Origin of the sequence: Variovorax sp. Sphag1AA, from assembly GCF_014192575.1 — a bacterium.
Lineage (GTDB): Bacteria > Pseudomonadota > Gammaproteobacteria > Burkholderiales > Burkholderiaceae_C > Variovorax.
On the sequence record NZ_JACHYC010000005.1, the window covers coordinates 367,213 to 390,689 of the forward strand.

The following is a 23,477-nucleotide window of genomic DNA, read 5'->3' on the forward strand; positions in this document are numbered from 1 at the left end:
GGCTATCGATGAACACTCAAGAACTGCTGCACACGGCCGACCGGATCAGTACCTGGACCGGCAAGACATTCGCGTGGCTCATCGTCGCGCTCATGCTGGTGGTCTGCGCCGAGGTCTTCAAGCGCTACGCGCTGAATGCGCCCACCGCGTGGATCTACGACGCCAACAACATGATGTACGGCACGCTCTTCATGATGTGCGGCGCGTATGCGCTCGCGCAGGACGGCCACGTGCGCGGCGACTTCCTCTACGGCAGCATGAAGCCGCGAACGCAGGCGACGCTGGACCTCGTGCTCTACATCGCGTTCTTCCTTCCTGGAATCGGTGCGTTGACCTGGGCCGGTTGGGACTACTTCCAGGATTCGCTGCGGATGCGCGAGCAGACGTTCAACGCAACGCCGCTGCCGCTCTACCCCTTCAAGTTCGTCATCCCCCTCGCCGGTGCGATCGTGATGATGCAGGGCATCGCCGAAATCATCCGATGCGTGGTGTGCCTGCGCACCGGCGAGTGGACGCCGCGCCTGAAGGACGCCGAGGAGATGGATGTGGTCGAGCAGCAACTCGCCGGCAGCACCTACGTCGATGACGAAGCGCGGCGCGACGTGATCGAGCGCGCCAAGGACGTCGACGAGGCCGCACGCCAGCGCGGAAGGGAGGCCACATGAGCAATGCCATGCTCGGCCTCACGATGCTGGCCCTCATCGTGGTCGTGATCATGCTGGGCTTTCCGACCGCATTCACGCTCATGGGCCTCGGCATGCTGTTCGGCTTCGTCGCGTTCTACGACCCGGCCGTGCCCTGGTTCGACAACCATGTCTTCGATCTGATGGTGCAGCGCACCTACGGCGCGATGACCAACGAAACGCTGTTGTCGATCCCGCTGTTCGTGCTGATGGGCTACGTGATGGAGCGCGGCGCACTCGTCGACAAGATGTTCCACAGCGTGCAGCTCGCCTTCCGCCGCGTGCCGGGCTCGCTGGCAGTCGCCACGCTCATCATCTGCACCTTCTGGGGCATCGCGAGCGGGCTGGTCGGCGCAGTGGTCGTGCTCATGGGCGTGATCGCGATGCGGCCGATGCTCAACGCGGGCTACGACACACGGCTCGCGGCCGGCGTGATCACCGCGGGCGGCACGCTCGGCATCCTGATACCGCCGTCGGTGATGATCATCGTGTACGCGGCAGTGGCTGGGCAGTCGGTGGTCAAGCTCTATGCGGCCGCGATGTTCCCGGGCTTCTTCCTCGCGTTTCTCTACCTCGTGTATGTGGTCGGCTGGGCGCTGATCCAGCCCAAGGTGGCGCCGAAGCTGCCACTCGACGCGCAGCGGGCGCCGATCTCGCCGCAGATCGCGCACATTGCCGCGAACTACTCCCCGCGACTCCTGCCCGCACTCACCTTCGCGGTGCTTGCCCCGCGCAAGGCACTCGCAGCCGGCGTCCACAACGCACGCATGAGCTGGTGGTCGCTGCTCGGCTATCTGACGCAGGCGATCACACCCGTCCTTCTCGCGGTGGTGACGCTGGGCTCGGTGTGGTGGTACGTGACGATCTATTCGCAGGCCGGCAACGAGCCACCGCCACCGACCATCGAACAGTCGCGCGATGCGCCCAAGGAACCCTCGGGCCTTGCCGAACCACCGCAGGAAGGTGGCGTGCAGGAACCGCCCGAAACGCTGCAGGAGCTGGGCACGTCGAGCGCCCTCGCGGAACCGCCGGGCGCGGAAAGCGACTCGGCCAAACCCGACGCCCCGCTGCAGGCGCTCGGCGAGCCGGTCGCCGCACCGCACGCGGAACCCGTTCCCGAATCCTTCTATTCCGGCTTCTGGCTCACCTGCGCCTTCGTGATCGCGCTGCTCGCCTGGTACTACTGGAAGATGGATGCGGAACAGTTCGAGATCCTGCGGATGCTGGTGTCCTCGGTCATGCCGCTCGGCATCCTGACGCTGGTGGTCCTGGGCGTGATCCTCTTCGGCATCACGACCGCGACCGAATCCGCGGCGGTGGGCGCCGCGGGTGCCTTCCTCATGGCGTGGCAGGCAAAGACGCTGAACTTCCAGCGGACCAAGGAGGCGGTGTTCCTCACGGCGAAGACCACCGCGATGGTGTGCTGGCTCTTCGTGGGCTCGGCGCTCTTCTCGGCGGTTTTCGCACTGCTGGGCGGTCAGCGCATCATCGAAGAGTGGGTGCTGGGGATGAACCTGACGCCGCTGCAGTTCCTGCTGCTGTCGCAGGCGATCATCTTCATCCTCGGCTGGCCGCTCGAATGGACGGAGATCATCGTGATCTTCATTCCGATCTTCCTGCCGTTGCTGGCGCATTTCCAGATCGACCCGCTGCTCTTCGGCGTGCTGGTGTTCGTCAACCTGCAGGCCGCGTTCCTCTCGCCGCCGGTCGCGATGTCCGCCTTCTATCTCAAGGGGGTGTCACCGTCGCACGTGACCATCAACCAGATCTTCGCGGGGATGATGCCGTACATGCTCATCGTGATCCTCTGCATGGTGTTCATGTATCTCTGGCCCAGCCTCACGCTGTGGTTGCCGAAGTACCTGTACGGCGGCTAGCTCCGCGCCTACATCTCTGCAACGCAACCCCATTAGCATGGGGCGGTGAATTCGTTTCTCGATCGATTGGCGCGCGCCGCTCGCCGCCTTGCCGGGACGGCGCTGCGCGGCATGGGTCTCGCGCAGGCGCCGGAGACCGCGGGGGGCCCCACCGGCGACGAGTGGGCTGACGGCCTCTTTGCGCATCAGCACCGCTCCGTCGCCTACAAGCTTTTCGTGCCGCGCAAGAACACCGGCCGGCGGCGTCCGCTCGTGCTGATGCTGCATGGCTGCAGCCAGAACCCGGAGGATTTTGCGACCGGCACGCAGATGAACCGGCTCGCGCAGGCGCATGGTTTTCTCGTGCTGTATCCGGCGCAGACGCGGCATGCCAATGCACATCGTTGCTGGAACTGGTTCAAGGCGCAGCACCAGCAACGCGATCGCGGTGAGCCGGCGGTGCTCGCGGCGCTCACGCAATTCGTGATGTCGGTGTACGACGTCGACCCGGCGCGCGTCTATGTGGCGGGTCTTTCGGCCGGCGGCGCGATGGCGGACATCCTCGGACGTGCATATCCGGACCTGTTTGCAGCGGTCGGCATCCATTCGGGTGTGTCCGCAGGGGCGGCGACCGATCTTGGCTCGGCGCTTTCGGCGATGAAGTCCGGCCGACCCGGCACGGGCGAGCGCCCTCCAATGCCGACGATCGTGTTCCATGGCGATGCCGACTCGACCGTCCATCCGCGCAACGGCGAGCACGTGGTTGCCGCCGCGCTCGCCGGGCATCGGGGCGCATCGCACACCGCTGAATCGCGCACGCAGTCCCTGAACGGCCGCAGCGTGACGCGCCGCACTTACGCGGATGCATACGGCCGGGACGCCGTCGAGTACTGGCTGCTGCATGACGGCGGCCACGCATGGGCGGGCGGCAATCCCGAAGGTTCGTTCACCGATCCGTCGGGGCCCGATGCAAGCGCCGAGATGCTGCGCTTCTTTCTCGCTCATCCGCGCACCGATCGCCAGACGGCGTTCGCGGCCTGATTGGCTGCGGCTCAGCCCACGCGCAGGCGCGCGCTGGACTTACATACGGTTTCTTTCTGCGCGAGATATTCATCCTGGTTTGCATTGCAGACGACAGCGCCGGGCGGACCTGGCGCGTTGAGTAGGCAGAACCAAGGGAGCGCCATCATGAATCCACGCCGTCCCCTCCTCCCACGCCGCACGACCGGCTGGCTGCTGGGACTCTTCATGCTCTTCGTCGGACTGAATGCGGCAGCGCAGCAGGATCCGCCGGGGCGCGTAGGACGACTCAACTTCCAGCAGGGCACCGTGAGCGTGTCGCCAGCCGGCGACGACAACTGGTACCAGGCCGACCCGAACCGCCCGCTGACCACCGGCGACCGCCTGTGGACCGATCGCAATTCGCGGGCCGAGATCTACGTCGGATCGACTGCGGTCAGGCTCAACGAGCAGACCGCCATCACCTTGTCCGAGCTGGACGACCAGACATTCCGCCTGACCGCCACGCAGGGCGACGTCCAGATGCGCGTTCGCGACGAACTCGCCGGCCAGCGCATCGAGATCGGCACCGCCAACCTCGCTGCAGTCATCGACGGGCCGGGCGACTTTCGCATCGACACCGATGCGGGCGCCGGAACCACGCAGATCGCCGTTGCTGCAGGCCACGTCACGCTGTTCGGCGAAAACGGCGAATCGATGCCTCTGGACGCCCACCAGCAGGTGACGGTGTCCGGCCGCAACCTCGCCGAAGCCACCGGAGCGCCGCCGCGTGCCTCGAGCGACTTCGACCGCTGGGTCGCGGAGCGGGATCGCCTCGACGATCAATCGCCTTCCGCACGGTACGTGTCTCGCGACATGCCTGGCTACCAGCAGCTCGACACCTACGGCGACTGGCAAAGCGACCCGACCTATGGCGAGGTCTGGTATCCGCGAGGCGTGGATGCGAGCTGGGCGCCCTACCAATACGGCCAATGGGTGGACATCGCGCCCTGGGGCTGGACCTGGGTCGACGCCGCGCCTTGGGGCTTCGCGCCCATGCACTATGGCCGCTGGGCGCGCATCGGGCCGCGCTGGGGCTGGGTGCCTGGCCGTCAGCACGCACGGCCGGTCTATGCGCCTGCGCTGGTGGGGTTCGTCGGTGGCGGCGTCGCCGGCGCCAATCTCGCGATCAGCGGCGGCCGACAGGGTGTGGGCTGGTTCCCGCTCGCACCGGGCGAAGCCTGGCGGCCGGGCTATCGCGCGAGCCAGCGCTATGTCGACGCCGCCAATCGCGCCGCGCTCGGCTCGCGCGTGCCGCCGAACAACGTCGCGTTCGCCAACCGGCAGATGCCGGGTGCGACCACCATCGTTCCGGTGGATGCATTCGGACGCGGTCCGGTCGGACGGCGCGAGGTGGTCCAGATTCCGCACGATCGCCTGGTGAACGTGCCCGTCGGGATGGGGGTGCCGATTCCACCGCGCGGAGCCGGCGGCGAACACCCCTCCGGCAGCCGCTTCGGCCTCGGCCGACAGGTTGCGCCACCACCGGCGGCGATCCAGGCGGCACAGCAGCATCAGTTCCAGCAGGCATTGCAGGTGCAGCAGGCTCAACAGCTTCAGCGACAGCAGACCGACATGCAGCAGCGCGCCACCGCGCAGGCCATGCAGGCCCAGACGCAGCAGATGCAGCAGGCCCAACGCCAGCAATTCGAAGCCCAGCAACGCGCAGGCGCGCAGGCAGCACAGGCGGCGCAGGCACAGCAGCTCCAGCAGGCTCAACGCCAGCAGCAGGAAGCGCAGCAGCGCGCGGCCGCGCAGGCGCAGCAAGCGCAACAGATGCAGCAGCAGACGCAGCAAGTCCAGCAAGCGCAGCGCGCGCAAGCTGAAGCCCAGCAACGTGCCGCGGCGCAGGCGATGCAGGCCCAACGGCAACAGCAGGAAGCCCAGCAACGCGCAGCAGCACAAGCGGCGCAGGCGCAACAAGCGCAACAGATGCAGCAGGCACAGCAGCAGCAACAGGAGGCCCAGCAGCGAGCTGCGCAAGCCCAGCAAGCGCAGCAGATGCAGATGCAGCGCCAGCAGATGGAAGCGCAGCAGCAACGCGCCGCCGCCCAAGCCATGCAGGCGCAACGTCAGCAGCAGGAGGCCCAGCAAATGCAGCGGCAGCAGATGGAGATGCAACAGCGCGCGGCACAGGCGCAAGCCCAGCAGATGCAGCAGCTCCAGCAACAGCAGCAACAGGCCGCGATGCGCGCCCAACAACAGCAGGCTCAGCAGATGCAGCAGGCGCAACAGCAACAGGCAATCCGGCAGGCGCAGGAAGGACGGCAACGCGGCCCTGGGCGACCCGACAGGGACCAGGCCCAACCGGACAGGCCCTGAAGACCCGGCGCATCGGCTTCTTCGGGCGGCGGGCTAAAGTCTCGCCACCAAGGAGTTCCCGATGCGCACATTCGACTTCGACCTTTTCGTGATCGGCGGCGGAAGCGGCGGCGTGCGAGCGGCGCGCATGGCCGCCCAGCACGGTGCCCGCGTGGCGGTTGCCGAATGCGCCGAGCTCGGCGGCACCTGCGTCAACGTGGGGTGCATTCCCAAGAAGCTCTATAGCTACGCCGCCGGCTATGGCGAGTCTTTCGAGGAAGCGAAGGGCTACGGCTGGCACGTGGGCGAAACCCGCTTCGACTGGGCGCGCCTGAAGGCGAATCGCGCGCAGGAGATCCAGCGCCTCAACGGCGTGTACCGCAGCCTGCTCGAAGGCGCGGGCGTGACGCTGATCCAGGCCTGGGCACACCTCACGGACGCGCACACGGTGCAGGCCGGCGACAGGCAATACACGGCGAAGAATGTGCTGATCGCGACCGGCGGCATGCCGTTCGTGCCCGAGCTGCCGGGGCGCGAGCATGTGCTGGTGTCCGATGCCATGTTCGATCTCGATCCGTTCCCGAAGCGGCTGCTGGTCGTCGGCGGCGGCTATATCGCCTGCGAGTTCGCCTCGATCTTCAACGGCCTCGGCGCGAAGGTCACGCAGGTCCAGCGCGGCGCGCATCTGCTCAACGGGTTCGACGAAGACGTGCGCGATTTCCTCGGCCGGGAAATGCTGCGCACCGGCATCGACATCCACTACAACAGCGAAGTGACGATGGTGAACCGCATCGAAAGCGGTCTGTGCGCCCTGCTCTCGCGCGGCCAGCGCGTGGAAGCCGACGCCATCCTGTTCGCGACCGGCCGCGTGCCCAATACGCAGGGGCTTGGCCTCGAAACCGCCGGCGTGAAGCTCGACGCACGCGGGAGCGTGGTCGTCGACACGCACTATCGAACCTCGGTGCCTTCGATCTTCGCGGTTGGCGATGTGTCCACCCGGCAGCAACTGACGCCTGTGGCACTGGCCGAGGCCATGGTGGTGGTGGACACGCTCTTCGGGCGGGGCAAGCGGCAGCTCGACTACGAATTCACGCCGACCGCCGTTTTCACGCACCCCAACGTCGGCACCTGCGGCTACACGGAGGCCGGTGCGCGCATGAAGTTCGGCGATGTCACGCTCTTTTCCAGCGAATTCCGCGCGCTGCGGCACACGATCTCCGGCAGCAAGGAGCGCACCTTCATGAAGCTGATCGTCGACACGAAGAGCGACCGCGTGGTGGGCCTGCACATGGTCGGCCCAGACGCCGGCGAGATCGTGCAGGGCTTCGCGGTCGCGATGCGCGCCGGTGCGACCAAGGCGATGTTCGACAGCACGATCGGCATCCATCCCACAGTGGCAGAGGAATTCGTCACCATGCGTGAACCGATGCCCGGCTGAGTGTCACCGGCTCGCTGCACAATGCGGCGATGCCCTACATGCCCGCCTTCATCGCGCCGGCCCGTTTCACGGACCCGGACGCCGCTCTCGAACAGGTTCGCCAGATCTACGCCGGGGGCCTGCAGCACCTGCGCGATGCGATGCAGCGCTTCGTTGCCGGCGAAAGCCTTCCCGGACGGGTGCGGGCCTGCTACCCCTTCGTGCGGGTGCACACGCACACCGCTTCGCGACAGACACCGGCAGCCAACGCCGGGCTGAGCTACGGATTCGTTTCGGGCCCAGGCCGCTTCGAGACAACGCTGACCCGGCCGGACCTCTTCCAGCGCTACTACCGCGAGCAGTTCAGGCTGCTGCTCGAAAACCACCAGGTCGAACTCGAGGTTGGCACCAGCACGCAGCCGATCCCGATCCACTTCTCTTTCGCGGAGAACGATCACATCGAAGGCACGATGAGCGCCGAACGCCGCGCCCTCATGCGCGACGTGTTCGACCTGCCGGATCTCGGTGCGATGGACGACGGCATCGCCAACGGCACCTTCGAGGCCAAGCCTGGAGAGGCACAACCGCTGTCGCTCTTCACCGCCGCGCGCGTCGACTACTCGTTGCACCGCCTGCGGCACTACAGCGGCACCGCGCCGGACTGGTTCCAGAACTTCGTGCTCTTCACCAACTACCAGTTCTACATCGATGAATTCGTACGGCTGGGGCACGAAGCGATGGCGGACGAGAACAGCGAATACATCGCCTTCATCGAGCCCGGCAACGTGATCACACGGCGTCGCGGCCTTCCCCCAGGCGCGAGCGACCTGTACGGCAGCCTGCTCGACGGCACGCAGGGTACGCCGCCCGCGCGCCTGCCGCAGATGCCCGGCTACCACCTCGTGCGCGAGGACTGCACCGGCATCACGATGGTCAATATCGGCGTCGGCCCGGCCAACGCGAAAACCATCACCGACCACGTCGCGGTGCTGCGGCCGCACGCCTGGATGATGCTCGGCCACTGCGCCGGGCTGCGGCAGGGGCAGCAGCTCGGCGACTACGTGCTCGCGCATGCCTATGTGCGCGAGGACCATGTGCTGGACGAAGAGTTGCCACTCTGGGTGCCGATCCCGGCGCTGTCGGAAATCCAGCTTGCGCTGGAGAAGGCGGTGGCGGACGTCACCGGCATGCAGGGCACCGAGCTCAAGAAGATCATGCGCACCGGCACGGTCGCGAGCACCGACAACCGCAACTGGGAACTGCTGCCCGGCAACCAGCCGCAGCGCCGCTTCAGCCAGAGCCGCGCGGTGGCGCTCGATATGGAAAGCGCCACCATCGCCGCCAACGGCTTTCGCTTCCGCGTGCCCTACGGCACCCTGCTGTGCGTGAGCGACAAGCCGCTGCACGGCGAGATCAAGCTGCCCGGCATGGCCAACCAGTTCTACCGTGAGCGGGTGGAGCAGCACTTGCGCATCGGCATGGCCGCGATCGACGTGCTGCGCAAGGAAGGATCAAGCCGCCTCCACAGCCGCAAGCTGCGCAGCTTCGCTGAGGTAGCGTTCCAGTAGCCTAGGCGCCGAAGAGTTCGGGGAGTTCTCGCTGCGCCTTCGCGGTGACAGCGAGCGCGCGGTCGTCGAGGTCCTGGCGGACCCAGTCGCGGCGCAGTGCGAGTTGCAGCCATGCTGCGCCCAGCGCACCGCCCAGATGCGGGCGCCTTTCGCTCCAGTCCAGGCAGGCGCAGGCGAAGCGGCGACGCGAGGTACGCAACGCGTCGACATCGATGCCCAGGGTTTCCAGTGCGATGGCGCCTTCTGAAGTCAAGGTGTAGTCGCCGTCGTCGGATGTGCCTTGCAGCCAGCCATGTGAATGCAGCCGATCGTGCAACGCGACACCGGCGGCGCCCGCCATGTGGTCGTAGCAGGTGCGCGCGCTGCGCAGGCGGTTCGGCGTGGTCGGCTTGAATTCACCACGCGGCGTGCCGGCAACGACGAGCAGGCTTTCGAGCGCGGTCGCCACCTGGCCGCTCGCAAGGCGGAAGTAGCGGTGCTTGCCTTGCGCGACCGACTCGACGAGGCGCTGCTCCTTGAGGCGCGACAGATGCGCGCTGGCGGTCGATGCCGCCACATCAGCGACCGTCGCAAGTTCAGTGGCCGTGCGCGCATGGCCGTCCATCAGGCAGCACAGCATGCGTGCACGGGCGGGCTCGGCAATAGCGCCTGCAAGGCGGGCCAGATCGATGTCGGCGTTTGCATCCATATTTCGATCGTAAGCGAAGTGTGTCTGCAAGAGAAAGCCCACACTCTCGCCATGACACACACAGCGCCACCCAGCGACGCCATCGCGGCCGTCACGCATCCCAACCCCTATCCCTGGTACGCCACGCTGCGAAGCGGGCCGGCGCTGGTCCGCGACGAGCGGCTGCGGCTCTGGGTCGCAAGCCGCGCCGACGTGGTGCGCGACCTGCTGACGAACGACGCGCTGCGCGTACGCCCGGTCGCCGAGCCGGTACCGACTGCCATTGCGGGTACGCCCGCGGGCGAAGTCTTCGGGCAGTTGGTGCGGATGAATGACGGCGAAACCCATACGACGCACAAGCCCGTGCTGCAGCGCGCGCTGGCCGGACTGGATCTCGTCTCTGCACACGAGGCTGCGGGGCGGATCGCGGCGCAGATGCCGCACGCGCCACTGTCCGGCTTCTGCCTTTCGTATCCGGTGCGTGCGGTGGCGCACCTGCTCGGCTTCGCGGATGACGAACTGCCGATCCTGTCCGACTGGATGCGCGAGTTCGTCGCATGCCTGTCGCCGCTTTCGACGCCCGCACAGCTGGATGCCGCAAGCAGCGCCGCTGCGGCGTTGATGGACCGCTTCGCAAGCATCGCGAATGTCCGGCCCGCGCCGCATGGCAGCTTGCTCGCGGCCGTGCAGGCCGAAGCACCGACTCCGCGCTCACGCACGCTGCAAGCCAATCTCGTCGGGCTGATGTCGCAGACCTGCGAAGCGACCGCCGGCCTCCTGGGCAACAGCCTCGCGGCACTGGCGCGCGAGCCGGATCTTCGGCGCAAGCTGGCCTCGCGGTGGGAACTGCTGCCGGCGTTGATCGAGGAAGTCGCCCGCCACGATCCCTCGGTGCAGAACACGCGTCGCTTCGTTGCGCGATCCACCCTCGTCGATGGCAACGTGCTCGCGCCTGGCGACGCGGTTCTGCTCGTGCTCGCAGCAGCAAACCGCGATCCGGCGCTCAACCCCGCGCCAGCGACTTTCGAGCTGATGCGAACCCACCGGCAATCACTCGGCTTCGGCTACGGTCCGCACGCCTGCCCGGGTCAGATGCTTGCGTTCACGATCGCGGCTGCAGGGCTCCGGGCGTTGCTGTCGGGCGGCCTCCGCACCGAAGAGCTTCTCGCGAGCGGATGGGACTACCAGCCATCCGTCAATGCACGGATCCCGCGCTTTCATTGAGGCGCGCGACTTGGGCCCAGGTGCCGGTGTCCGCGAGAAACGGCGACAACTCCGCGCGACCCCAGCGCAGTGGGAGCGCCGACCGGCGATGAAGCGCCGAGACGACCTGCATGCGAAGCAGCCGTTCGGCGCCTTCGAACGCGGTCAGCTCTTCCCCCTCCAACACCACCTCGGCACGCACCGCGACATGAAGAAGATCCCCAGTCTCGAAGTCGATGAACAACAACCCCGCCCGTGGGTTCACAGCGATATTGCCAAGCGTGTTGAAGAAGGTGTTGCCGTTGAAATCCGGCGCGGTCAGCGTGCCGTCGTCCGACACCCGAACGAAGCCTGGCTTACCGCCGCGGTGCGATACGTCGACGCCGTGCGATGCGTCACCGTCCCCCGTCGACGGATGCGCGGTCGCGATGAAGAACGTGTCGGCCTTTTCGATGATGCGCCGGGCCTCGGCATCCAGACGATCCATGCGTCGCGCTTCCAACGCTGAGTGGGCTTCGCCCACGAACACTGGCTCACGCGCCTGGATGTATCGCGGGCAGTTGCCGAAGCTCTGGCGCACTTCAACCGTGAAGCCGCGCGCATCGATTTCGGAGACGATGCCATTCATCCGGTTGCGCCGCCGCGTATGCGGCTCGATGCCAAGAAGGCCGATGGGCGCGCCGGCAACCAGCGCAGCCGAGAGCGGGTCGCCCGCAGCCGCCAGCGCGTCGATGCGAAGGTGGTGCGCGTCCGGTGAGTGCGCGAATCCCGGCGGCGCCGCGAGCACGCTCGCCCACGGCTGACCCGCTTCGTCGAGGCTGCCCGCGATCATGAAGGGCAGTTGCGCGAAGAAGGTGCGGTGCTGGTCCGGCATGAAGTCACGCATGATGCGCGGACCGATCTCGGCAAGCCGTTCAGCGACGCCCTCGCGGGCCTGCAACGCGCGTTCGCCCTCGTGCCAGGGACGGGCGTTCATGCCGCCAACCCGACGCGCGACGCGGCCATCGGCTGGAAGCCCGGCAGCGCCTCGATGCGCGCGAGCCATGCGCGCACGTGCGGATAGTCCGCGAGCGACACATTGCCTTCCGGCGCATGCGCGACATAGCTGTAGTTCGCGACGTCGGCCAGCGTCGGCGATGCACCTGCGAGGAAGGGGCGCGTGGCGAGTTCGTCGTTCATCACGCGCAGCAGATCATGCGATCGCGCAACGATCTCGGCGGGATCCCTGCGCAGGCCGAACAGCACGATGACGCGCGCCGTTGCAGGCCCACCCGCAAGCTGCCCGGCAGCGACCGAGAGCCAGCGCTGCACCTGCGCAGCGCCGACCGGATCACGCGGATACCAGCGCCCCGGATCCTCCGCATAGCGCTCATTCAGGTAGACCATGATCGCGTTGGAGTCGGCCACGGTCACGTCGCCATCCTCGATGACCGGCACCTGTCCGAATGCATTGCGGCGCAGGAATTCAGGTGCGCGATGCGCGCCGGCGCGCATATCGACCTCGATGACTTCGAACGGCAAGTCGAGCAGCGAAAGAAAGAGCCGCACGCGATGCGCGTGGCCGGACAGCGATGCGCTGTAGACCTTGATCGGTTGGGTGGGGCGACTTGCACTCATGTGGTTTCTCCTGACGGGCTTCGATGAGGGCATTCTTGTTTGCTTCCCGCCAAGGAGCAATGGCGCGGACTGCACTTGACTACTCCGATTTCCGGTTTAATCGCGCCATGGACCGACTCAAAGCCATGCACACCTTCGTGCAGATCGCCGACCAGGGCAGCCTGACCAAGGCCGCCGATGCGCTCGATAGTTCGCTTCCCGCCGTCGTGCGCTCGCTTGCGGGACTCGAAGCGCATCTGGGCGTGCGACTGTTCCACCGCACCACGCGCCGCATCTCGCTCACCACCGAGGGCCGCACCTACCTGCAGAGCGCGCGCGAAGTGCTGGCCGCAGCGGATGCGGCTGACCGCGCCCTCACGCAGGGTGCGACCGAGCCCACGGGCCAGCTCACCGTGACTGCGCCAGTGCTCTTCGGCCACATGTACGTTGCGCCGGCCATCGTCCGGTTCCTGCAGCGCTACGACAAGATGCGCTGCAGCGTGCTCCTGCACGACAGGCCGGTGAGCCTGCTGGAAGAAGGCGTCGACGTCGGCATTCGCATCAGCGCGCTGGAGGATTCGTCCCTCGTGGCGCAACAGCTCGGCAGCATCCGCCGCGTGGTGGTCGCGAGCCCCGACTACCTGCGCAGGCATGACCGCCCGAGTCACCCGAACGAGCTGATGAAGGCGAACTGCGTCCGCATCATGCCCACCACCATCGGCCCCTGGCGCTTCCGCGATGGAGGGCGGCCTTTGTCGGTGGCGGTGCAAGGCAACCTGGAGTTCAACCACATCGCGCCCGCCCTGGAGGCGTGCGCGGCAGGCATGGGCTTCGGCAACTTCTTCTCCTACCAGGTGCTGCCATTCATCGCGCAGAAGCGGCTGGAGATCGTGCTCGAAGACTTCGAGCCGCCACCGCGGCCGGTCAGCGTGATCTATCCGCACGCGCGGCTGCTGCCTGCGCGCACGCGGGTCTTCGTCGAATGGATGAAGCAGGAATTCGCCGGCATCCGCCTCTGACGGGCATGCGCCACAATGGGCCGGTGCCCACACCCCTCTTCCAAGCCCACGGGCTGCACAAGCGCTACGGCGAGTCCGTGGTGGTCAACGACCTCTCGTTCGAGATCGCGCCCGGCGAATGCCTCGGCGTGATCGGCCCCAATGGTGCGGGCAAGACGACGACCATCCGCATGTGCCTCGGCCTTACCGCGCCAGACAACGGCACGATCGAAGCACTGGGCGGGCTTTCGATGCCGCGCGATGCGCGCGCGATCAAGGCGCAACTCGGCGTGGTGAGCCAGTTCGACACGCTCGACCCCGACTTCACCTGCGCGGAGAACCTCATGGTCTACGCGCGCTACTTCGGCATGCGGCGCTCGGAGATCATGCCGCGCATTCCGCAGTTGCTGGAGTTCGCGGCGCTGTCGCACAAGGCCGATGCCAAGCCGGGCGAACTCTCTGGTGGCATGCGACGGCGCCTCTCGCTGGCACGCGCCCTGGTCAACGATCCGAAGCTGCTGATGCTCGACGAACCCACCACGGGCCTCGATCCGCAGGCGCGGCATCTGATGTGGGAGCGCCTTCAGGTGCTGCTGCAGCAAGGCAAGTCGATCCTGTTGACGACGCACTTCATGGATGAAGCCGAGCGGCTGTGCTCGCGCTTGCTGGTGCTCGACCACGGGCGCAAGATTGCAGAAGGCCGCCCGCGCGACCTGATCGCGCAGTACCTGGAGCCGGATGTTGTCGAGCTCTATGGCGACGGCGCGCTCGAACTCGCGCATTCACCGCTCAAGGACTACGCAGCCCGTGTGGAAGTGAGCGGCGAGACGGTGTTCTTCTACACCCAGGACGCGCGCGGCCTGATGGCGGCGCTGGGCGACCGCAGCGGCCTGCGCACGTTCCATCGCCCGGCGAATCTGGAAGACCTGTTCCTCAAACTCACGGGACGCCAGATCCGTGAGGATGGCTGACGGTTCCGCGCATTCCTCGAAAGGAGAATGAACGTCATGTCTGTAGTGCTTGATCAGATGCCGCCCACACGCTCCGTCTGGCGCCCGCCCGAGCTCTCCATGCGCTGGTGGCCGGTGTTCCTGCGCAACCTGCTGGTGTGGCGCAAGCTCGCGATTCCGAGCCTGATCGGCAACATCGCCGAGCCGCTGATCTGGCTGGTGGCCTTCGGCTACGGCATGGGTGCGCTCGTGGGGCAGGTCGAGGTGGAAGGCACGCGCATTCCCTACATCCTCTTCCTGGCAAGCGGCTCGATCTGCATGAGCGCGATGAACGCGGCATCGTTCGAGGCGCTCTATTCGGCCTTCTCGCGCATGCATGTGCAGAAGACCTGGGACGGCATCATGAACGCCCCGGTCGGCCTCGACGACGTGGTGCTGGCCGAGATGCTCTGGGCCGGCTTCAAGGCGATCTTCACCACCACCGCGATCCTCTTCGTGATGCTGGGCTTGGGCATCAGTCACACGCCGAAGCTCATCATCGCGTGGCTGGTGCTGGTGGGCTGCGGCATCACCTTCTCGTGCATCGCGCTGATCTTCAATGCGCTCGCGAAGGGCTACGACTTCTTCACCTACTACTTCACGCTCTTCATGACGCCGATGATGTTCCTGTCGGGCGTGTTCTTCCCGCTGGAGCAACTGCCGGCCGTGGTGCGTGCGGTGGCCGCATGGCTGCCGCTGACGAACGCGGTGATGCTGGTACGGCCGCTCTTCATGGACCAGTGGCCCGATGACTGGCTGCGGCATGCGGTGGTTCTTGTCGCCTATACGGTCGCCGCGTACTGGATCGCACTCGGCCTCACGCGCAAGCGCTTCCGGGCCTGATTCACCTTGTCCCGCGGGTGACTGCAAAGGCTGAAGCGGCTCCTAGACTGCGACCGGCCAACAACCACAACCAGGAGACAGCATGAAGCGGATCATCTGCGGCGCCCTCGCGGCATCGGCACTTCTTCTCGGCGCCTGCACCACCGTCGCACCACCCGCGCGGCCGAATGCCTGGGCGGCGCCCGAAGCGATCGTCGCGCCATCGTCCTTCAACGGCGTGCACGGCCTTGCGATCGACAAGCAGGGCCGCCTGCTCGCGGGGTCGGTGGTGGGCAACGCCATGTGGGAGGTCGACCGAAAGACCGGCGCCACGCGCGTGATGATCCCGAGCGTCGAAGGCCAGGCCGACGACATCGCGGTCGGCCCCAAGGGCGAGCTGGCCTGGACCAACTACCTGATGGGCATGCTGCGCATGCGCGACAGCGACACCGCGCCGATGCGCGTGGTCGCGAAGGACCTGCCCGGCCTCAACTCGCTGGACTTCGACCGGCGCAACGGCAAGCTCTACGCGTCGCAGGTGTTCCTCGGCGATGCACTGTGGGAGATCGACCCCGCGGGCCAGAAGGCGCCGCGCCTCATCAAGAAGGACATGGGCGGATTCAACGGCTTCGAGGTGGGGCCGGACGGCATGCTCTACGGGCCGCTGTGGTTCAAGGGGCAGGTGGTGAAGATCGACCCGGCGAACGGCGCGATGACCGTGATCGCCGATGGCTTCAAGATCCCGGCTGCAGCCAACCTCGACGGCAAGGGCAACCTGTGGGTGGTCGATGCGCGCAGCGGCGAGCTGACGCGGGTTGAACTGGCCACCGGTCGCAAGACGGTGGCGAAGCAGCTCAAGCCTTCGCTGGACAACCTCGCGATCGCGCCCGAAGGCACGATCTATGTATCGAACATGGCCGACAACTCGGTCGAAGCCTTCAACCCCGACACCGGCGAGCTGCGCACGCTCACCAGCGGCAAGCTCTCGGTGCCCGCTGGCATGAAGATCGACGGCAACGATCTCTTCGTCGCCGACGTCTTCGGCTTCCGGCAGGTGGATGCGTCCACTGGCGCAGTGCGCGACATCTTCCGCATGCAACGCGATCCGGATCTCGAATACCCGTTCTCGGTCGGCCTGTCGCCGACGCACTTCGCACTGGCCTCGTGGTTCACCGGCACGGTGCAACTGGTCGATCGCAAGAGCCTGAAGACCACTGCCGTGATCCACGGCCTGAAGGCACCCTACGACGCCATCCCGATGACCGACGGCAGCGTGATCTATGCCGAGATCGCGACCGGCAGCATCACGCGCGCCAGCGGCCCGAAGTTCGAGCAGAAGGAAGTCATCGCCAGCGGACTCGGTGGCCCGGTGCAGATGACGCTCGGCAAGGACGGCGCGCTCTACGTCACCGAAGCCGCGGGCAAGCTCACGCGCATCCCGCTCGATGCCAGTGCGCCGCTGCGCGCAGTCGCCGAAGGGCTGGCATTGCCCGAGGGCGTCGCGCAGACGCCGTGGGGCAGTTTCATCGTCGCGGAGAGTGCTGCAAGACGGGTGGTAGAGATCGACCCTGCCACCGGCACACGACGCACCGTCGCGGAAGGGCTGCCCATCGGCCTCGAAGGCGGCCCCGGCTTGCCGCCGCCCTACGTGCCCACGGGCGTCGCGGTGGGCGGCGACGGGACGGTCTACGTGACCGCGGACCGCAACAACGCGCTCTACCGCATCCGCCCGCAGCGCTGAGCCTCCGCCGCTCAGCCGCCAGGCGCAGCCGTGCCGTAGTAGGCGGACAGGGCGGCAACGAGGTGCGTGAAGACCACGCGCACGCGGCCCACGCGACGCAGGTCCTCGTGCATGCTGACCCAGGTGTCGAGCCCATGGCTGAACGCGCGCGGCAGCACCGGCACCAGCTTCGGGTCGCGTGCGGCCACCGCCTTCTGGCAGACGCCGATGCCCAGCCCTGCGCGGATCGCGCTGAGCTGCGCGATCTGGTTGTCGGTGCGGCAACTGAACATCGAGCGCTTGAGGTCGATGCCGAGATCGCGAAACCAGCGCAGCACCCATGTCTCGCGATCGGGCCCGATCAGCGCGAAGCGGGCAAGCTCATCGAGGCTCTTCGGCGTGCCGTGCTTCTTCAGGTAGTCCGCCCGCGCGAAGAAACCGAGTTCGACCATGCCCACGCGCGTTGCGACGAGGGCCGCCTGCGTGGGCTGCGCCATGCGTACCGCGATGTCGGCTTCATGCCGCAACAGGTCCTCGTTGCGGTTGGTCAGGCTCAGTTCGAACGCGAGGCCGGGGTGCTTGCGTTGCAAGCCGGCCAGTATCGAAGGCAGCACTTCGGCGCCTACCACCTCGCTGGAAGTGATGCGCACCGTGCCGGACGCCGCGCCGGTGTCGGCCGACGCTGCACGCGTGAAGGCATCGGCCGCGGCGGCCATGGCTTCTGCATGGCCGCCGAGATCGCGGGCCGCATCGGTCGGTGTCAGGCCGGAGGGCGAGCGAGTGAAGAGCGCGACACCGATGGAGCGCTCCAGCGCGTCGAGGCGGCGCCGCACCGTGGGTTGCGCCACGCCCATCGCGCGCGCGGCGGCGGAGAGGCTGCCTTCTCGCAGCACGGCCAGAAAGGCGCGCTGGCTTTCCCAATCCAGTGAATTCGGGTTCATACATTTCATACTAGCCGCCTGCACAGTTAAGACAATTGTGTTTATCCATGCCTGGCCGAAGAATCGCTTCATCGGCAACACAAAAGGAAGCAGTCATGGAAAGAGGTACGGCCCTGGTGCTGGGCGCAACGGGCGGCATCGGCGGGGAAACCGCGTCAGCGTTGCTGCGGCGGGGCTGGAAGGTGCGGGCGCTGGCCCGCGATCCGGCGAAGGCGGCGGCGCAGTGGCCCGCGGGCACCCTGCGGCCGGAATGGGTCTCGGGTGATGCGATGGACGCCGACAGCGTCATCGCCGCGGCGCGCGGCGCCGACCTGATCGTGCATGCGGTCAACCCGCCCGGCTATCGCAACTGGGAAACGCTGGTGCTGCCCATGCTCGACAGCACCGTGCGCGCGGCCGAAGCCAGCGGCGCGCGGATCGTGCTGCCGGGCACGGTTTACAACTACGGGCCCGACGCTTTCCCCGACCTCGTCGAAAGCGCTCCGCAGAACCCCATCAGCCGCAAGGGGGCCATCCGCGTGCAGATGGAGCAGCGCCTGCGCGATGCAGCGGCGCGTGGCGTGCGCTCGCTCGTGGTGCGCGCCGGCGATTTCTTCGGGCCACGGGCGGGCAACAACTGGTTCGCGCAGGGGCTGGTGAAACCGGGCAAGCCGATCTCGGCAATCGCCGATCCGGCTCGCCGAGGCGTCGGCCACCAATGGGCGTACCTGCCGGACGTGGCCGAGACCATCGCGCAACTCGTCGAACGCGAGAGCGCGCTCACCGTCTTCGACACCTTCCACATGGAGGGCCACTGGGATGCGGACGGCACGCGCATGCAAGCGGCCATCCGGCGCGCGAGTGGCCGGCCCGACCTCCCGGTGAAGCGCTTTCCGTGGTGGCTCGTGGCGCTGGCCTCGCCCTTCGTGCCGATGTTCCGCGAGCTGCGCGAGATGCGGTACCTCTGGCAGAAGCCGGTTCACCTGCGCAATGGCCGTCTGGTGGCGCTGCTGGGCAGCGAGCCGCACACGCCGCTCGACGCCGCGGTCGGCGCGACGCTCGAAGGGCTGGGCTGCCTGGAGGCGACCCGCCCGCACGGAAAGCGGCAGCCGGCGTAACACCCTGTAGCCACTTCCCGCAAGCGCGCCAAGCCGGGCGCGCCCTACAGTCTCCGGATCGACCGGAGACAGGCATGCAGTACACCCACGAACACCTCGAGATCCAGAAGACGCTGCGCCGCTTCATCGACGAGGAAATCAATCCGCATGTCGACGAATGGGAGGCGGCCGAGCAGTTTCCGGCGCATCAGGTCTTTCGGAAGCTGGCCGCGCTTGGGCTGCTGGGGCTGAACAAGCCCGAGGTGTACGGCGGCTCGGGCCTGGACTATTCCTACGCGATGGCGATGGCCGAGGCGCTGGGCCATGTGAGCTGCGGCGGCGTTCCGATGGCGATCGGCGTGCAGACCGACATGTGTACGCCGGCGCTCGCGCGCTTCGGCAGCGATGCGCTGCGTCGCGAATTCCTCGTGCCCGCGATCGCGGGAGAGACGGTCGGCTGCATCGGCGTGAGCGAACCCGGCGCCGGCAGCGACGTCGCGGGCCTGAAGAGCCACGCACGCAAGGACGGCGGCGACTACGTCATCACCGGCCAGAAGATGTGGATCACCAACAGCCTGCAGGCCGACTGGATGTGCATGCTCGTCAACACGAGCGATGGCCCGGTGCACCGGAACAAGTCGCTGGTGCTGGTACCGATGAACACGCCAGGCATCACCAAGGCGAAGAAGATCCGCAAGATCGGCATGCATTCGAGCGACACCGGCCTCATCTACTTCGACGAGGTGCGCGTGCCGCAGCGCTATCGCGTCGGCGAGGAAGGCCAGGGCTTCGTCTACCAGATGCAGCAGTTCCAGGAAGAGCGCCTGTGGTGCGCCGCCAGCTCGCTGCTGCCGATGGACGAATGCATCGCGGACACCATCGAATGGGCGCAGCAGCGCAAGCTCTTCGGGGGCACGCTGGCCGACCAGCAGTGGGTGCAGTTCAAGCTCGCCGAACTCAAGACCGAGGTCGAGGCGCTGCGCGCCCTCACCTATCGCGCCTGCGAGCTCTATGTGCAAGGCCAGGACGTGACCGAGCTCGCCTCGATGGCCAAGCTCAAGACCGGGCGCCTCACGCGCGAGGTTGCAGACACGTGCCTGCAGTTCTGGGGTGGCATGGGCTTCACCTGGGAGAACCGCGTCTCGCGCCTGTATCGCGATGGGCGGCTGGGCTCGATCGGCGGCGGCGCGGACGAGGTGATGCTCGGCATCCTCGCGAAGACGATGGGCATTGCGAAGCGGCCGGCGAGGGAGTGAAGTTCAGCGGGACGAAGCCGCCGCTGCAGCAGCGGCTGCGCGCAGCTTGTCCTTCTTGCTCGGTCGCTTCCCCTTGATGCCACCCGTGCCTGCGTCGGCGGGCGGCGCGGCTTCCACCGGCTCGAATCCCGCCACGCGTTCACGCGGCACCGTCAGGCCTTGTCGTTTCTCGATGAGCCTGAAATGCGCTTCGGTGGCGGCACCGACGAAGCTCACGGCCAGGCCGCTCTGGCCGGCGCGGCCGGTGCGGCCGATGCGGTGCACGTAGTCGACGGCCGAACGCGGAAGGTCGTAGTTGACGACCACCGGCAACTGGACGACATCAATCCCCCGCGCCGCCAGATCGGTCGCGATCACCGCCTTGACACGGGACGCCTTGAAATCCGCGAGCACCTGCGTGCGCTTGCGCTGGCTCAGCAGGCCATGAAAAGCCTCGGCCTCGACGCCCGCCTTGCGCAGCTTGCCGGCCACGATCTCTGACGCATGCTTCGTCGCGACGAAGACAAGCACGCGCGACCAACCGCTCTTCTCGATGAGCTCCCGCAGAAGCTGCGTGCGCCTTGCCGGATCGACCTCGATCGCGCGCTGCAGGATCGTGGCCTCCGCGGTCTTCTCCTCTGTGCTCTCCACGTGCACCGGGTCATGAAGCTGCGCTTCGACCAGCGACTGGATCGTCTGCGGAAAGGTGGCCGAGAACAGCAGGTTCTGCCGACGCGCCGGCAGCAGCGCGAGGATGCGCCCGAGTTCGTCCGCAAAGCCGAGGTCGAACAGCCGGTCGGCCTCGTCGAGCACGAGCATCGACACCCCCGACAGCCGAAGCGCCCGACGATCGACCAGGTCGAGCAAGCGGCCCGGCGTGGCGATCATGACGTCGGCGCCACCGCGCAGGGCCATCATCTGCGGATTGATCGACACGCCACCGAACGCGACGGCGATCTTCGGACGCACCGGCAGGTGCTGGGCCAGGCCACGCATCGCCTCGCCGACCTGCGCCGCGAGTTCCCGCGTGGGCACCAGCACCAGTGCGCGCAGCACACGGGGTGCCTGCGGCGCCTGCTGCGCGAGTCGCTGGAGCAGTGGCAGCGCAAATGCCGCGGTCTTGCCGGAGCCAGTGCGTGCCGCGCCAAGCACGTCGCGCCCTTGCAGGATCGGTGGAATGGCTTCGCGCTGGATGGCGGTGGGCGTGGCGTAGCCCCTGTCGGCAGCGGCGCGCAGCAGGGCGGGGTCGAGCCCCAGGGTTTCGAAAGACATGGTGGATTGGAACAGAGCCTTGGACGCAGATGAATGGGGCCGTAGAGAATCCAGCCATGCACGGCCACGCCAACCCCGACACCCATCCCGCGCTGCGGCGCCGCGACGGCGGCGAAGCGAAGGTCACCTCCGAGGAGCTGTTCTTCGACCTGGTGTACGTCTTCGCGGTCACGCAGCTTTCGCACTACCTGCTCGGCCACCTCACGCCGCTGGGTGCGCTCGAGACGCTGCTCTTGTGGTTCGCGGTGTGGCTCGGCTGGCAGTACACGGCCTGGGTGACCAACTGGTTCGATCCGCGAACCACCTCCGTGCGACTTTTGCTTTTCGCCGTGATGCTCGTGGGCCTCGTGATGTCGGCAGCGATCCCGGGCGCCTTCGCGGAACGCGGGGCGACGTTCGCGGCGGCCTTCGTCACGATCCAGGTCGGGCGATCGCTCGCGGTCTGCCTGATGGTGCGCGAGCCACACGTGCTCGCGGCCAACTTCCAGCGCATCCTGTGGTGGAACTGCATCGCGGCGGTGTTCTGGATCGGAGGCGCATTCGCGGCCGGGCCCGCACGGCTCGGCTGGTGGGCAGTCGCGGTCGCGTGCGAATACATCTCACCGATGTTCGGCTTCCGCCTGCCGGGGCTGGGGCGCTCACGGACGTCGGACTGGACCATCGAAGGCGGCCATCTGGCCGAGCGCTGCCAGCTCTTCGTGATCATCGCGCTGGGCGAGTCGATCCTCATCACCGGCGACACCTTCGCCAAGACCCAGGCACTGGGCACGCTCTCGACCGTCGCGTTCCTCTGTGCCTTTGTCGGCAGCCTCGCGATGTGGTGGCTGTACTTCGACACCAGCAGCGCGGATGGCAGCCACGTGATCGAGCATTCGGAAGACCCGGGCCGCATTGGCGCCCTCTTCCACTACGTGCACGTGCTGCTGGTGGGTGGGATCATCGTCACGGCCGTGGGCAACGAACTCGTCATTGCGCATCCGCATGGACACACGGATCTCGCCGAACTGATCGTGATGGTCGGCGCGCCGGTCGCCTATCTGCTCGGCAACGGGCTCTACAAGCGCATCGTGTACGGACGCTTCCCGGTGTCGCACATCGCGGGCCTGCTCGCCTGCCTAGTGTTGATCGCGATCGCATCGAAGCTCGATCTGCTGACGATGAATGTGCTGACCTCGCTCATCGTCATCGGTGTCGCCGCTTCCGATACCCGCACGAGCCGCGCAAGGCGGAAGGCGCAGCAAGCGGCAGTCGCACCATGAAGCCCGAAGACCTCGAAAAGCTCGTCACCCTCGAGATGCCCTTCGGCAAGTACAAGGGCCGCGTGATCGCCGACTTGCCCGGCAACTACCTGAACTGGTTTGCGCGCGAAGGCTTTCCCAAAGGGGAAATCGGGCGACTGCTCGCGCTGATGCAGGAGATCGATCACAACGGCCTCAAGGGCCTGCTTGCACCCTTGCGCCGCAAGAACTGAAGGCCCGCGGACGGTACGTGGAAGTGCGTACAAATCGAGTCAGTTAAAAGTCAGGTACGCAGGATGACTCTTCTCGAATTCATAAGAACGAGGGTCGAGAGACAAGAGACATGCGTATCAAGAGTCAAGCAGACTTCTATTCAGGCGTCATGTTCATGGCCGCAGGCGCGGCCTTCGCGATAGGCGCTACCTCCTACACCATCGGCGACGGCGCTCGCATGGGGCCGGGCTACTTTCCACTCATGCTGGGCATCCTCCTGGCGATCCTCGGGGCAGCGGTGCTGTTCCAGTCGCTGGTGGTCGAGACGGTCGACGGCGACCCGATCGGCAAGTGGGCATGGAAGCCGCTGTTCTTCGTGCTGGCGGCCAACCTCGCATTCGGCGTGCTGCTCGGCGGACTGCCGAGCATCGGCGTGCCGGCGATGGGCATGATCATCGCGATCTACGCGCTGACGATCATCTCGAGCCTCGCGGGAGAGCACTTCAATCTGAAGGACGTGCTGATCCTCGCAACCATCCTGGCAGCCGGCAGCTACGTCGCCTTCATCTGGGCGCTGAAGCTGCAGATCCAGGTGTGGCCCACCTTCATCTCGGGTTGAGGAG

General features: G+C 66.9%; 21 protein-coding genes. 16 read left to right on the plus strand and 5 right to left on the minus strand.

Features of this window, described 5'->3' with window-relative positions:
- Positions 1–8: 8 nt before the first annotated feature.
- The 6 genes from FHW64_RS21260 to FHW64_RS21285 all read left to right on the plus strand — a co-directional run bounded on the left by FHW64_RS21260 (position 9) and on the right by FHW64_RS21285 (position 8,884).
- Complete coding sequence (locus FHW64_RS21260; protein WP_184529885.1) at positions 9–665, plus strand: TRAP transporter small permease subunit; 657 nt, start codon at positions 9–11, stop codon at positions 663–665.
- The gene (locus FHW64_RS21265) at positions 662–2,560 is read left to right on the plus strand and encodes a TRAP transporter large permease subunit (RefSeq protein ID WP_184529887.1); all 1,899 of its coding nucleotides are present in this window, start codon (positions 662–664) and stop codon (positions 2,558–2,560) included. The genes FHW64_RS21260 and FHW64_RS21265 overlap by 4 nt, the downstream gene beginning before the upstream one ends.
- A 45-nt stretch (positions 2,561–2,605) precedes the next feature.
- Entirely contained in the window at positions 2,606–3,580 is a 975-nt protein-coding gene (locus tag FHW64_RS21270; RefSeq protein WP_311733344.1) for a PHB depolymerase family esterase, read from the plus strand.
- Positions 3,581–3,727: 147 nt separating this feature from the next.
- Entirely contained in the window at positions 3,728–5,920 is a 2,193-nt protein-coding gene (locus tag FHW64_RS21275) for a DUF6600 domain-containing protein (RefSeq protein WP_184529889.1), read from the plus strand.
- A 61-nt stretch (positions 5,921–5,981) separates the two neighbouring features.
- Positions 5,982–7,337: a glutathione-disulfide reductase gene (gene gorA, locus FHW64_RS21280; protein WP_184529891.1), complete on the plus strand. Its 1,356-nt coding sequence runs from the start codon at positions 5,982–5,984 to the stop codon at positions 7,335–7,337.
- Between the two features lie 29 nt (positions 7,338–7,366).
- Complete coding sequence (locus FHW64_RS21285) at positions 7,367–8,884, plus strand: AMP nucleosidase (protein WP_184529893.1); 1,518 nt, start codon at positions 7,367–7,369, stop codon at positions 8,882–8,884.
- Position 8,885: 1 nt separating this feature from the next.
- Here the strand turns inward: FHW64_RS21285 and FHW64_RS21290 are convergent, their stop codons facing one another.
- Entirely contained in the window at positions 8,886–9,572 is a 687-nt protein-coding gene (locus FHW64_RS21290) for a helix-turn-helix transcriptional regulator (protein WP_184529895.1), read from the minus strand.
- Positions 9,573–9,623: 51 nt separating this feature from the next.
- Here FHW64_RS21290 and FHW64_RS21295 point away from each other — a divergent pair, with 51 nt between their 5' ends.
- Positions 9,624–10,775 (plus strand): cytochrome P450, encoded by a 1,152-nt coding sequence (locus tag FHW64_RS21295; RefSeq protein ID WP_184529897.1) that lies wholly within the window; start codon positions 9,624–9,626, stop codon positions 10,773–10,775.
- Here FHW64_RS21295 and FHW64_RS21300 read toward each other — a convergent pair.
- Together FHW64_RS21300 and FHW64_RS21305 are read right to left on the minus strand one after the other, a co-directional pair.
- The gene (locus tag FHW64_RS21300; RefSeq protein WP_184529899.1) at positions 10,747–11,730 is read right to left on the minus strand and encodes a pyridoxamine 5'-phosphate oxidase family protein; all 984 of its coding nucleotides are present in this window, start codon (positions 11,728–11,730) and stop codon (positions 10,747–10,749) included. The genes FHW64_RS21295 and FHW64_RS21300 overlap by 29 nt on opposite strands.
- Positions 11,727–12,371, minus strand: a complete 645-nt coding sequence (locus tag FHW64_RS21305; RefSeq protein ID WP_184529901.1) for a glutathione S-transferase family protein — start codon at positions 12,369–12,371, stop codon at positions 11,727–11,729. Before FHW64_RS21305 ends, FHW64_RS21300 begins: the two co-directional genes overlap by 4 nt.
- A 107-nt stretch (positions 12,372–12,478) precedes the next feature.
- Between FHW64_RS21305 and FHW64_RS21310 the strand changes: the two genes are divergently transcribed.
- The 4 genes from FHW64_RS21310 (at position 12,479) to FHW64_RS21325 (ending at position 16,900) form a co-directional block, all read left to right on the plus strand.
- Positions 12,479–13,369 (plus strand): LysR family transcriptional regulator, encoded by an 891-nt coding sequence (locus FHW64_RS21310; RefSeq protein ID WP_184529903.1) that lies wholly within the window; start codon positions 12,479–12,481, stop codon positions 13,367–13,369.
- Between the two features lie 5 nt (positions 13,370–13,374).
- A complete protein-coding gene (locus tag FHW64_RS21315) occupies positions 13,375–14,319 on the plus strand; it encodes an ATP-binding cassette domain-containing protein (RefSeq protein WP_184530458.1) in 945 nt (314 codons plus the stop codon).
- Between the two features lie 36 nt (positions 14,320–14,355).
- Positions 14,356–15,180, plus strand: coding sequence for an ABC transporter permease (locus FHW64_RS21320; RefSeq protein ID WP_260306022.1), 825 nt, complete (start codon positions 14,356–14,358; stop codon positions 15,178–15,180).
- A gap of 82 nt (positions 15,181–15,262) precedes the next feature.
- The gene (locus FHW64_RS21325; RefSeq protein ID WP_184529907.1) at positions 15,263–16,900 is read left to right on the plus strand and encodes a hypothetical protein; all 1,638 of its coding nucleotides are present in this window, start codon (positions 15,263–15,265) and stop codon (positions 16,898–16,900) included.
- An 11-nt stretch (positions 16,901–16,911) separates the two neighbouring features.
- On the opposite strand, the gene FHW64_RS21330 is transcribed toward FHW64_RS21325, so the two are convergent.
- Entirely contained in the window at positions 16,912–17,820 is a 909-nt protein-coding gene (locus tag FHW64_RS21330) for a LysR family transcriptional regulator (RefSeq protein WP_184529909.1), read from the minus strand.
- A 95-nt stretch (positions 17,821–17,915) separates the two neighbouring features.
- On the opposite strand from FHW64_RS21330, the gene FHW64_RS21335 reads away from it, so the two are divergent.
- Entirely contained in the window at positions 17,916–18,917 is a 1,002-nt protein-coding gene (locus FHW64_RS21335; RefSeq protein WP_184529911.1) for an NAD(P)H-binding protein, read from the plus strand.
- A gap of 74 nt (positions 18,918–18,991) precedes the next feature.
- Positions 18,992–20,152 carry an acyl-CoA dehydrogenase family protein gene (locus FHW64_RS21340; protein WP_184529913.1) on the plus strand — a complete coding sequence of 387 codons (1,161 nt, stop codon included), beginning with the start codon at positions 18,992–18,994 and terminating at the stop codon, positions 20,150–20,152.
- 3 nt (positions 20,153–20,155) lie between these two features.
- Here the strand turns inward: FHW64_RS21340 and FHW64_RS21345 are convergent, their stop codons facing one another.
- Positions 20,156–21,403, minus strand: coding sequence for a DEAD/DEAH box helicase (locus FHW64_RS21345; RefSeq protein ID WP_184529915.1), 1,248 nt, complete (start codon positions 21,401–21,403; stop codon positions 20,156–20,158).
- Positions 21,404–21,459: 56 nt separating this feature from the next.
- On the opposite strand from FHW64_RS21345, the gene FHW64_RS21350 reads away from it, so the two are divergent.
- From FHW64_RS21350 to FHW64_RS21360, 3 genes are all read left to right on the plus strand, one after another.
- Positions 21,460–22,662 carry a low temperature requirement protein A gene (locus FHW64_RS21350; RefSeq protein WP_184529917.1) on the plus strand — a complete coding sequence of 401 codons (1,203 nt, stop codon included), beginning with the start codon at positions 21,460–21,462 and terminating at the stop codon, positions 22,660–22,662.
- Positions 22,659–22,874 carry a DUF3820 family protein gene (locus FHW64_RS21355; protein WP_184529919.1) on the plus strand — a complete coding sequence of 72 codons (216 nt, stop codon included), beginning with the start codon at positions 22,659–22,661 and terminating at the stop codon, positions 22,872–22,874. The genes FHW64_RS21350 and FHW64_RS21355 overlap by 4 nt, the downstream gene beginning before the upstream one ends.
- 110 nt (positions 22,875–22,984) lie before the next feature.
- Complete coding sequence (locus FHW64_RS21360; RefSeq protein WP_184529921.1) at positions 22,985–23,473, plus strand: tripartite tricarboxylate transporter TctB family protein; 489 nt, start codon at positions 22,985–22,987, stop codon at positions 23,471–23,473.
- Positions 23,474–23,477 lie beyond the last annotated feature (4 nt).

Bases quoted from the DNA above. Each gene is read 5' to 3' on its own strand.
- FHW64_RS21295 (WP_184529897.1), top strand. From the start codon at position 9,624: ATGACACACACAGCGCCACCCAGCGACGCCATCGCGGCCGTCACGCAT.
- FHW64_RS21335 (WP_184529911.1), top strand. From the start codon at position 17,916: ATGGAAAGAGGTACGGCCCTGGTGCTGGGCGCAACGGGCGGCATCGGC.
- gorA (WP_184529891.1), top strand. From the start codon at position 5,982: ATGCGCACATTCGACTTCGACCTTTTCGTGATCGGCGGCGGAAGCGGC.
- FHW64_RS21340 (WP_184529913.1), top strand. From the start codon at position 18,992: ATGCAGTACACCCACGAACACCTCGAGATCCAGAAGACGCTGCGCCGC.
- FHW64_RS21345 (WP_184529915.1), bottom strand. From the start codon at position 21,403: ATGTCTTTCGAAACCCTGGGGCTCGACCCCGCCCTGCTGCGCGCCGCT.
- FHW64_RS21355 (WP_184529919.1), top strand. From the start codon at position 22,659: ATGAAGCCCGAAGACCTCGAAAAGCTCGTCACCCTCGAGATGCCCTTC.
- FHW64_RS21360 (WP_184529921.1), top strand. From the start codon at position 22,985: ATGCGTATCAAGAGTCAAGCAGACTTCTATTCAGGCGTCATGTTCATG.
- FHW64_RS21315 (WP_184530458.1), top strand. From the start codon at position 13,375: ATGCGCCACAATGGGCCGGTGCCCACACCCCTCTTCCAAGCCCACGGG.
- FHW64_RS21275 (WP_184529889.1), top strand. From the start codon at position 3,728: ATGAATCCACGCCGTCCCCTCCTCCCACGCCGCACGACCGGCTGGCTG.
- FHW64_RS21325 (WP_184529907.1), top strand. From the start codon at position 15,263: ATGAAGCGGATCATCTGCGGCGCCCTCGCGGCATCGGCACTTCTTCTC.
- FHW64_RS21310 (WP_184529903.1), top strand. From the start codon at position 12,479: ATGGACCGACTCAAAGCCATGCACACCTTCGTGCAGATCGCCGACCAG.
- FHW64_RS21305 (WP_184529901.1), bottom strand. From the start codon at position 12,371: ATGAGTGCAAGTCGCCCCACCCAACCGATCAAGGTCTACAGCGCATCG.
- FHW64_RS21320 (WP_260306022.1), top strand. From the start codon at position 14,356: ATGTCTGTAGTGCTTGATCAGATGCCGCCCACACGCTCCGTCTGGCGC.
- FHW64_RS21285 (WP_184529893.1), top strand. From the start codon at position 7,367: ATGCCCTACATGCCCGCCTTCATCGCGCCGGCCCGTTTCACGGACCCG.
- FHW64_RS21265 (WP_184529887.1), top strand. From the start codon at position 662: ATGAGCAATGCCATGCTCGGCCTCACGATGCTGGCCCTCATCGTGGTC.
- FHW64_RS21330 (WP_184529909.1), bottom strand. From the start codon at position 17,820: ATGAACCCGAATTCACTGGATTGGGAAAGCCAGCGCGCCTTTCTGGCC.
- FHW64_RS21300 (WP_184529899.1), bottom strand. From the start codon at position 11,730: ATGAACGCCCGTCCCTGGCACGAGGGCGAACGCGCGTTGCAGGCCCGC.
- FHW64_RS21350 (WP_184529917.1), top strand. From the start codon at position 21,460: ATGCACGGCCACGCCAACCCCGACACCCATCCCGCGCTGCGGCGCCGC.
- FHW64_RS21290 (WP_184529895.1), bottom strand. From the start codon at position 9,572: ATGGATGCAAACGCCGACATCGATCTGGCCCGCCTTGCAGGCGCTATT.
- FHW64_RS21260 (WP_184529885.1), top strand. From the start codon at position 9: ATGAACACTCAAGAACTGCTGCACACGGCCGACCGGATCAGTACCTGG.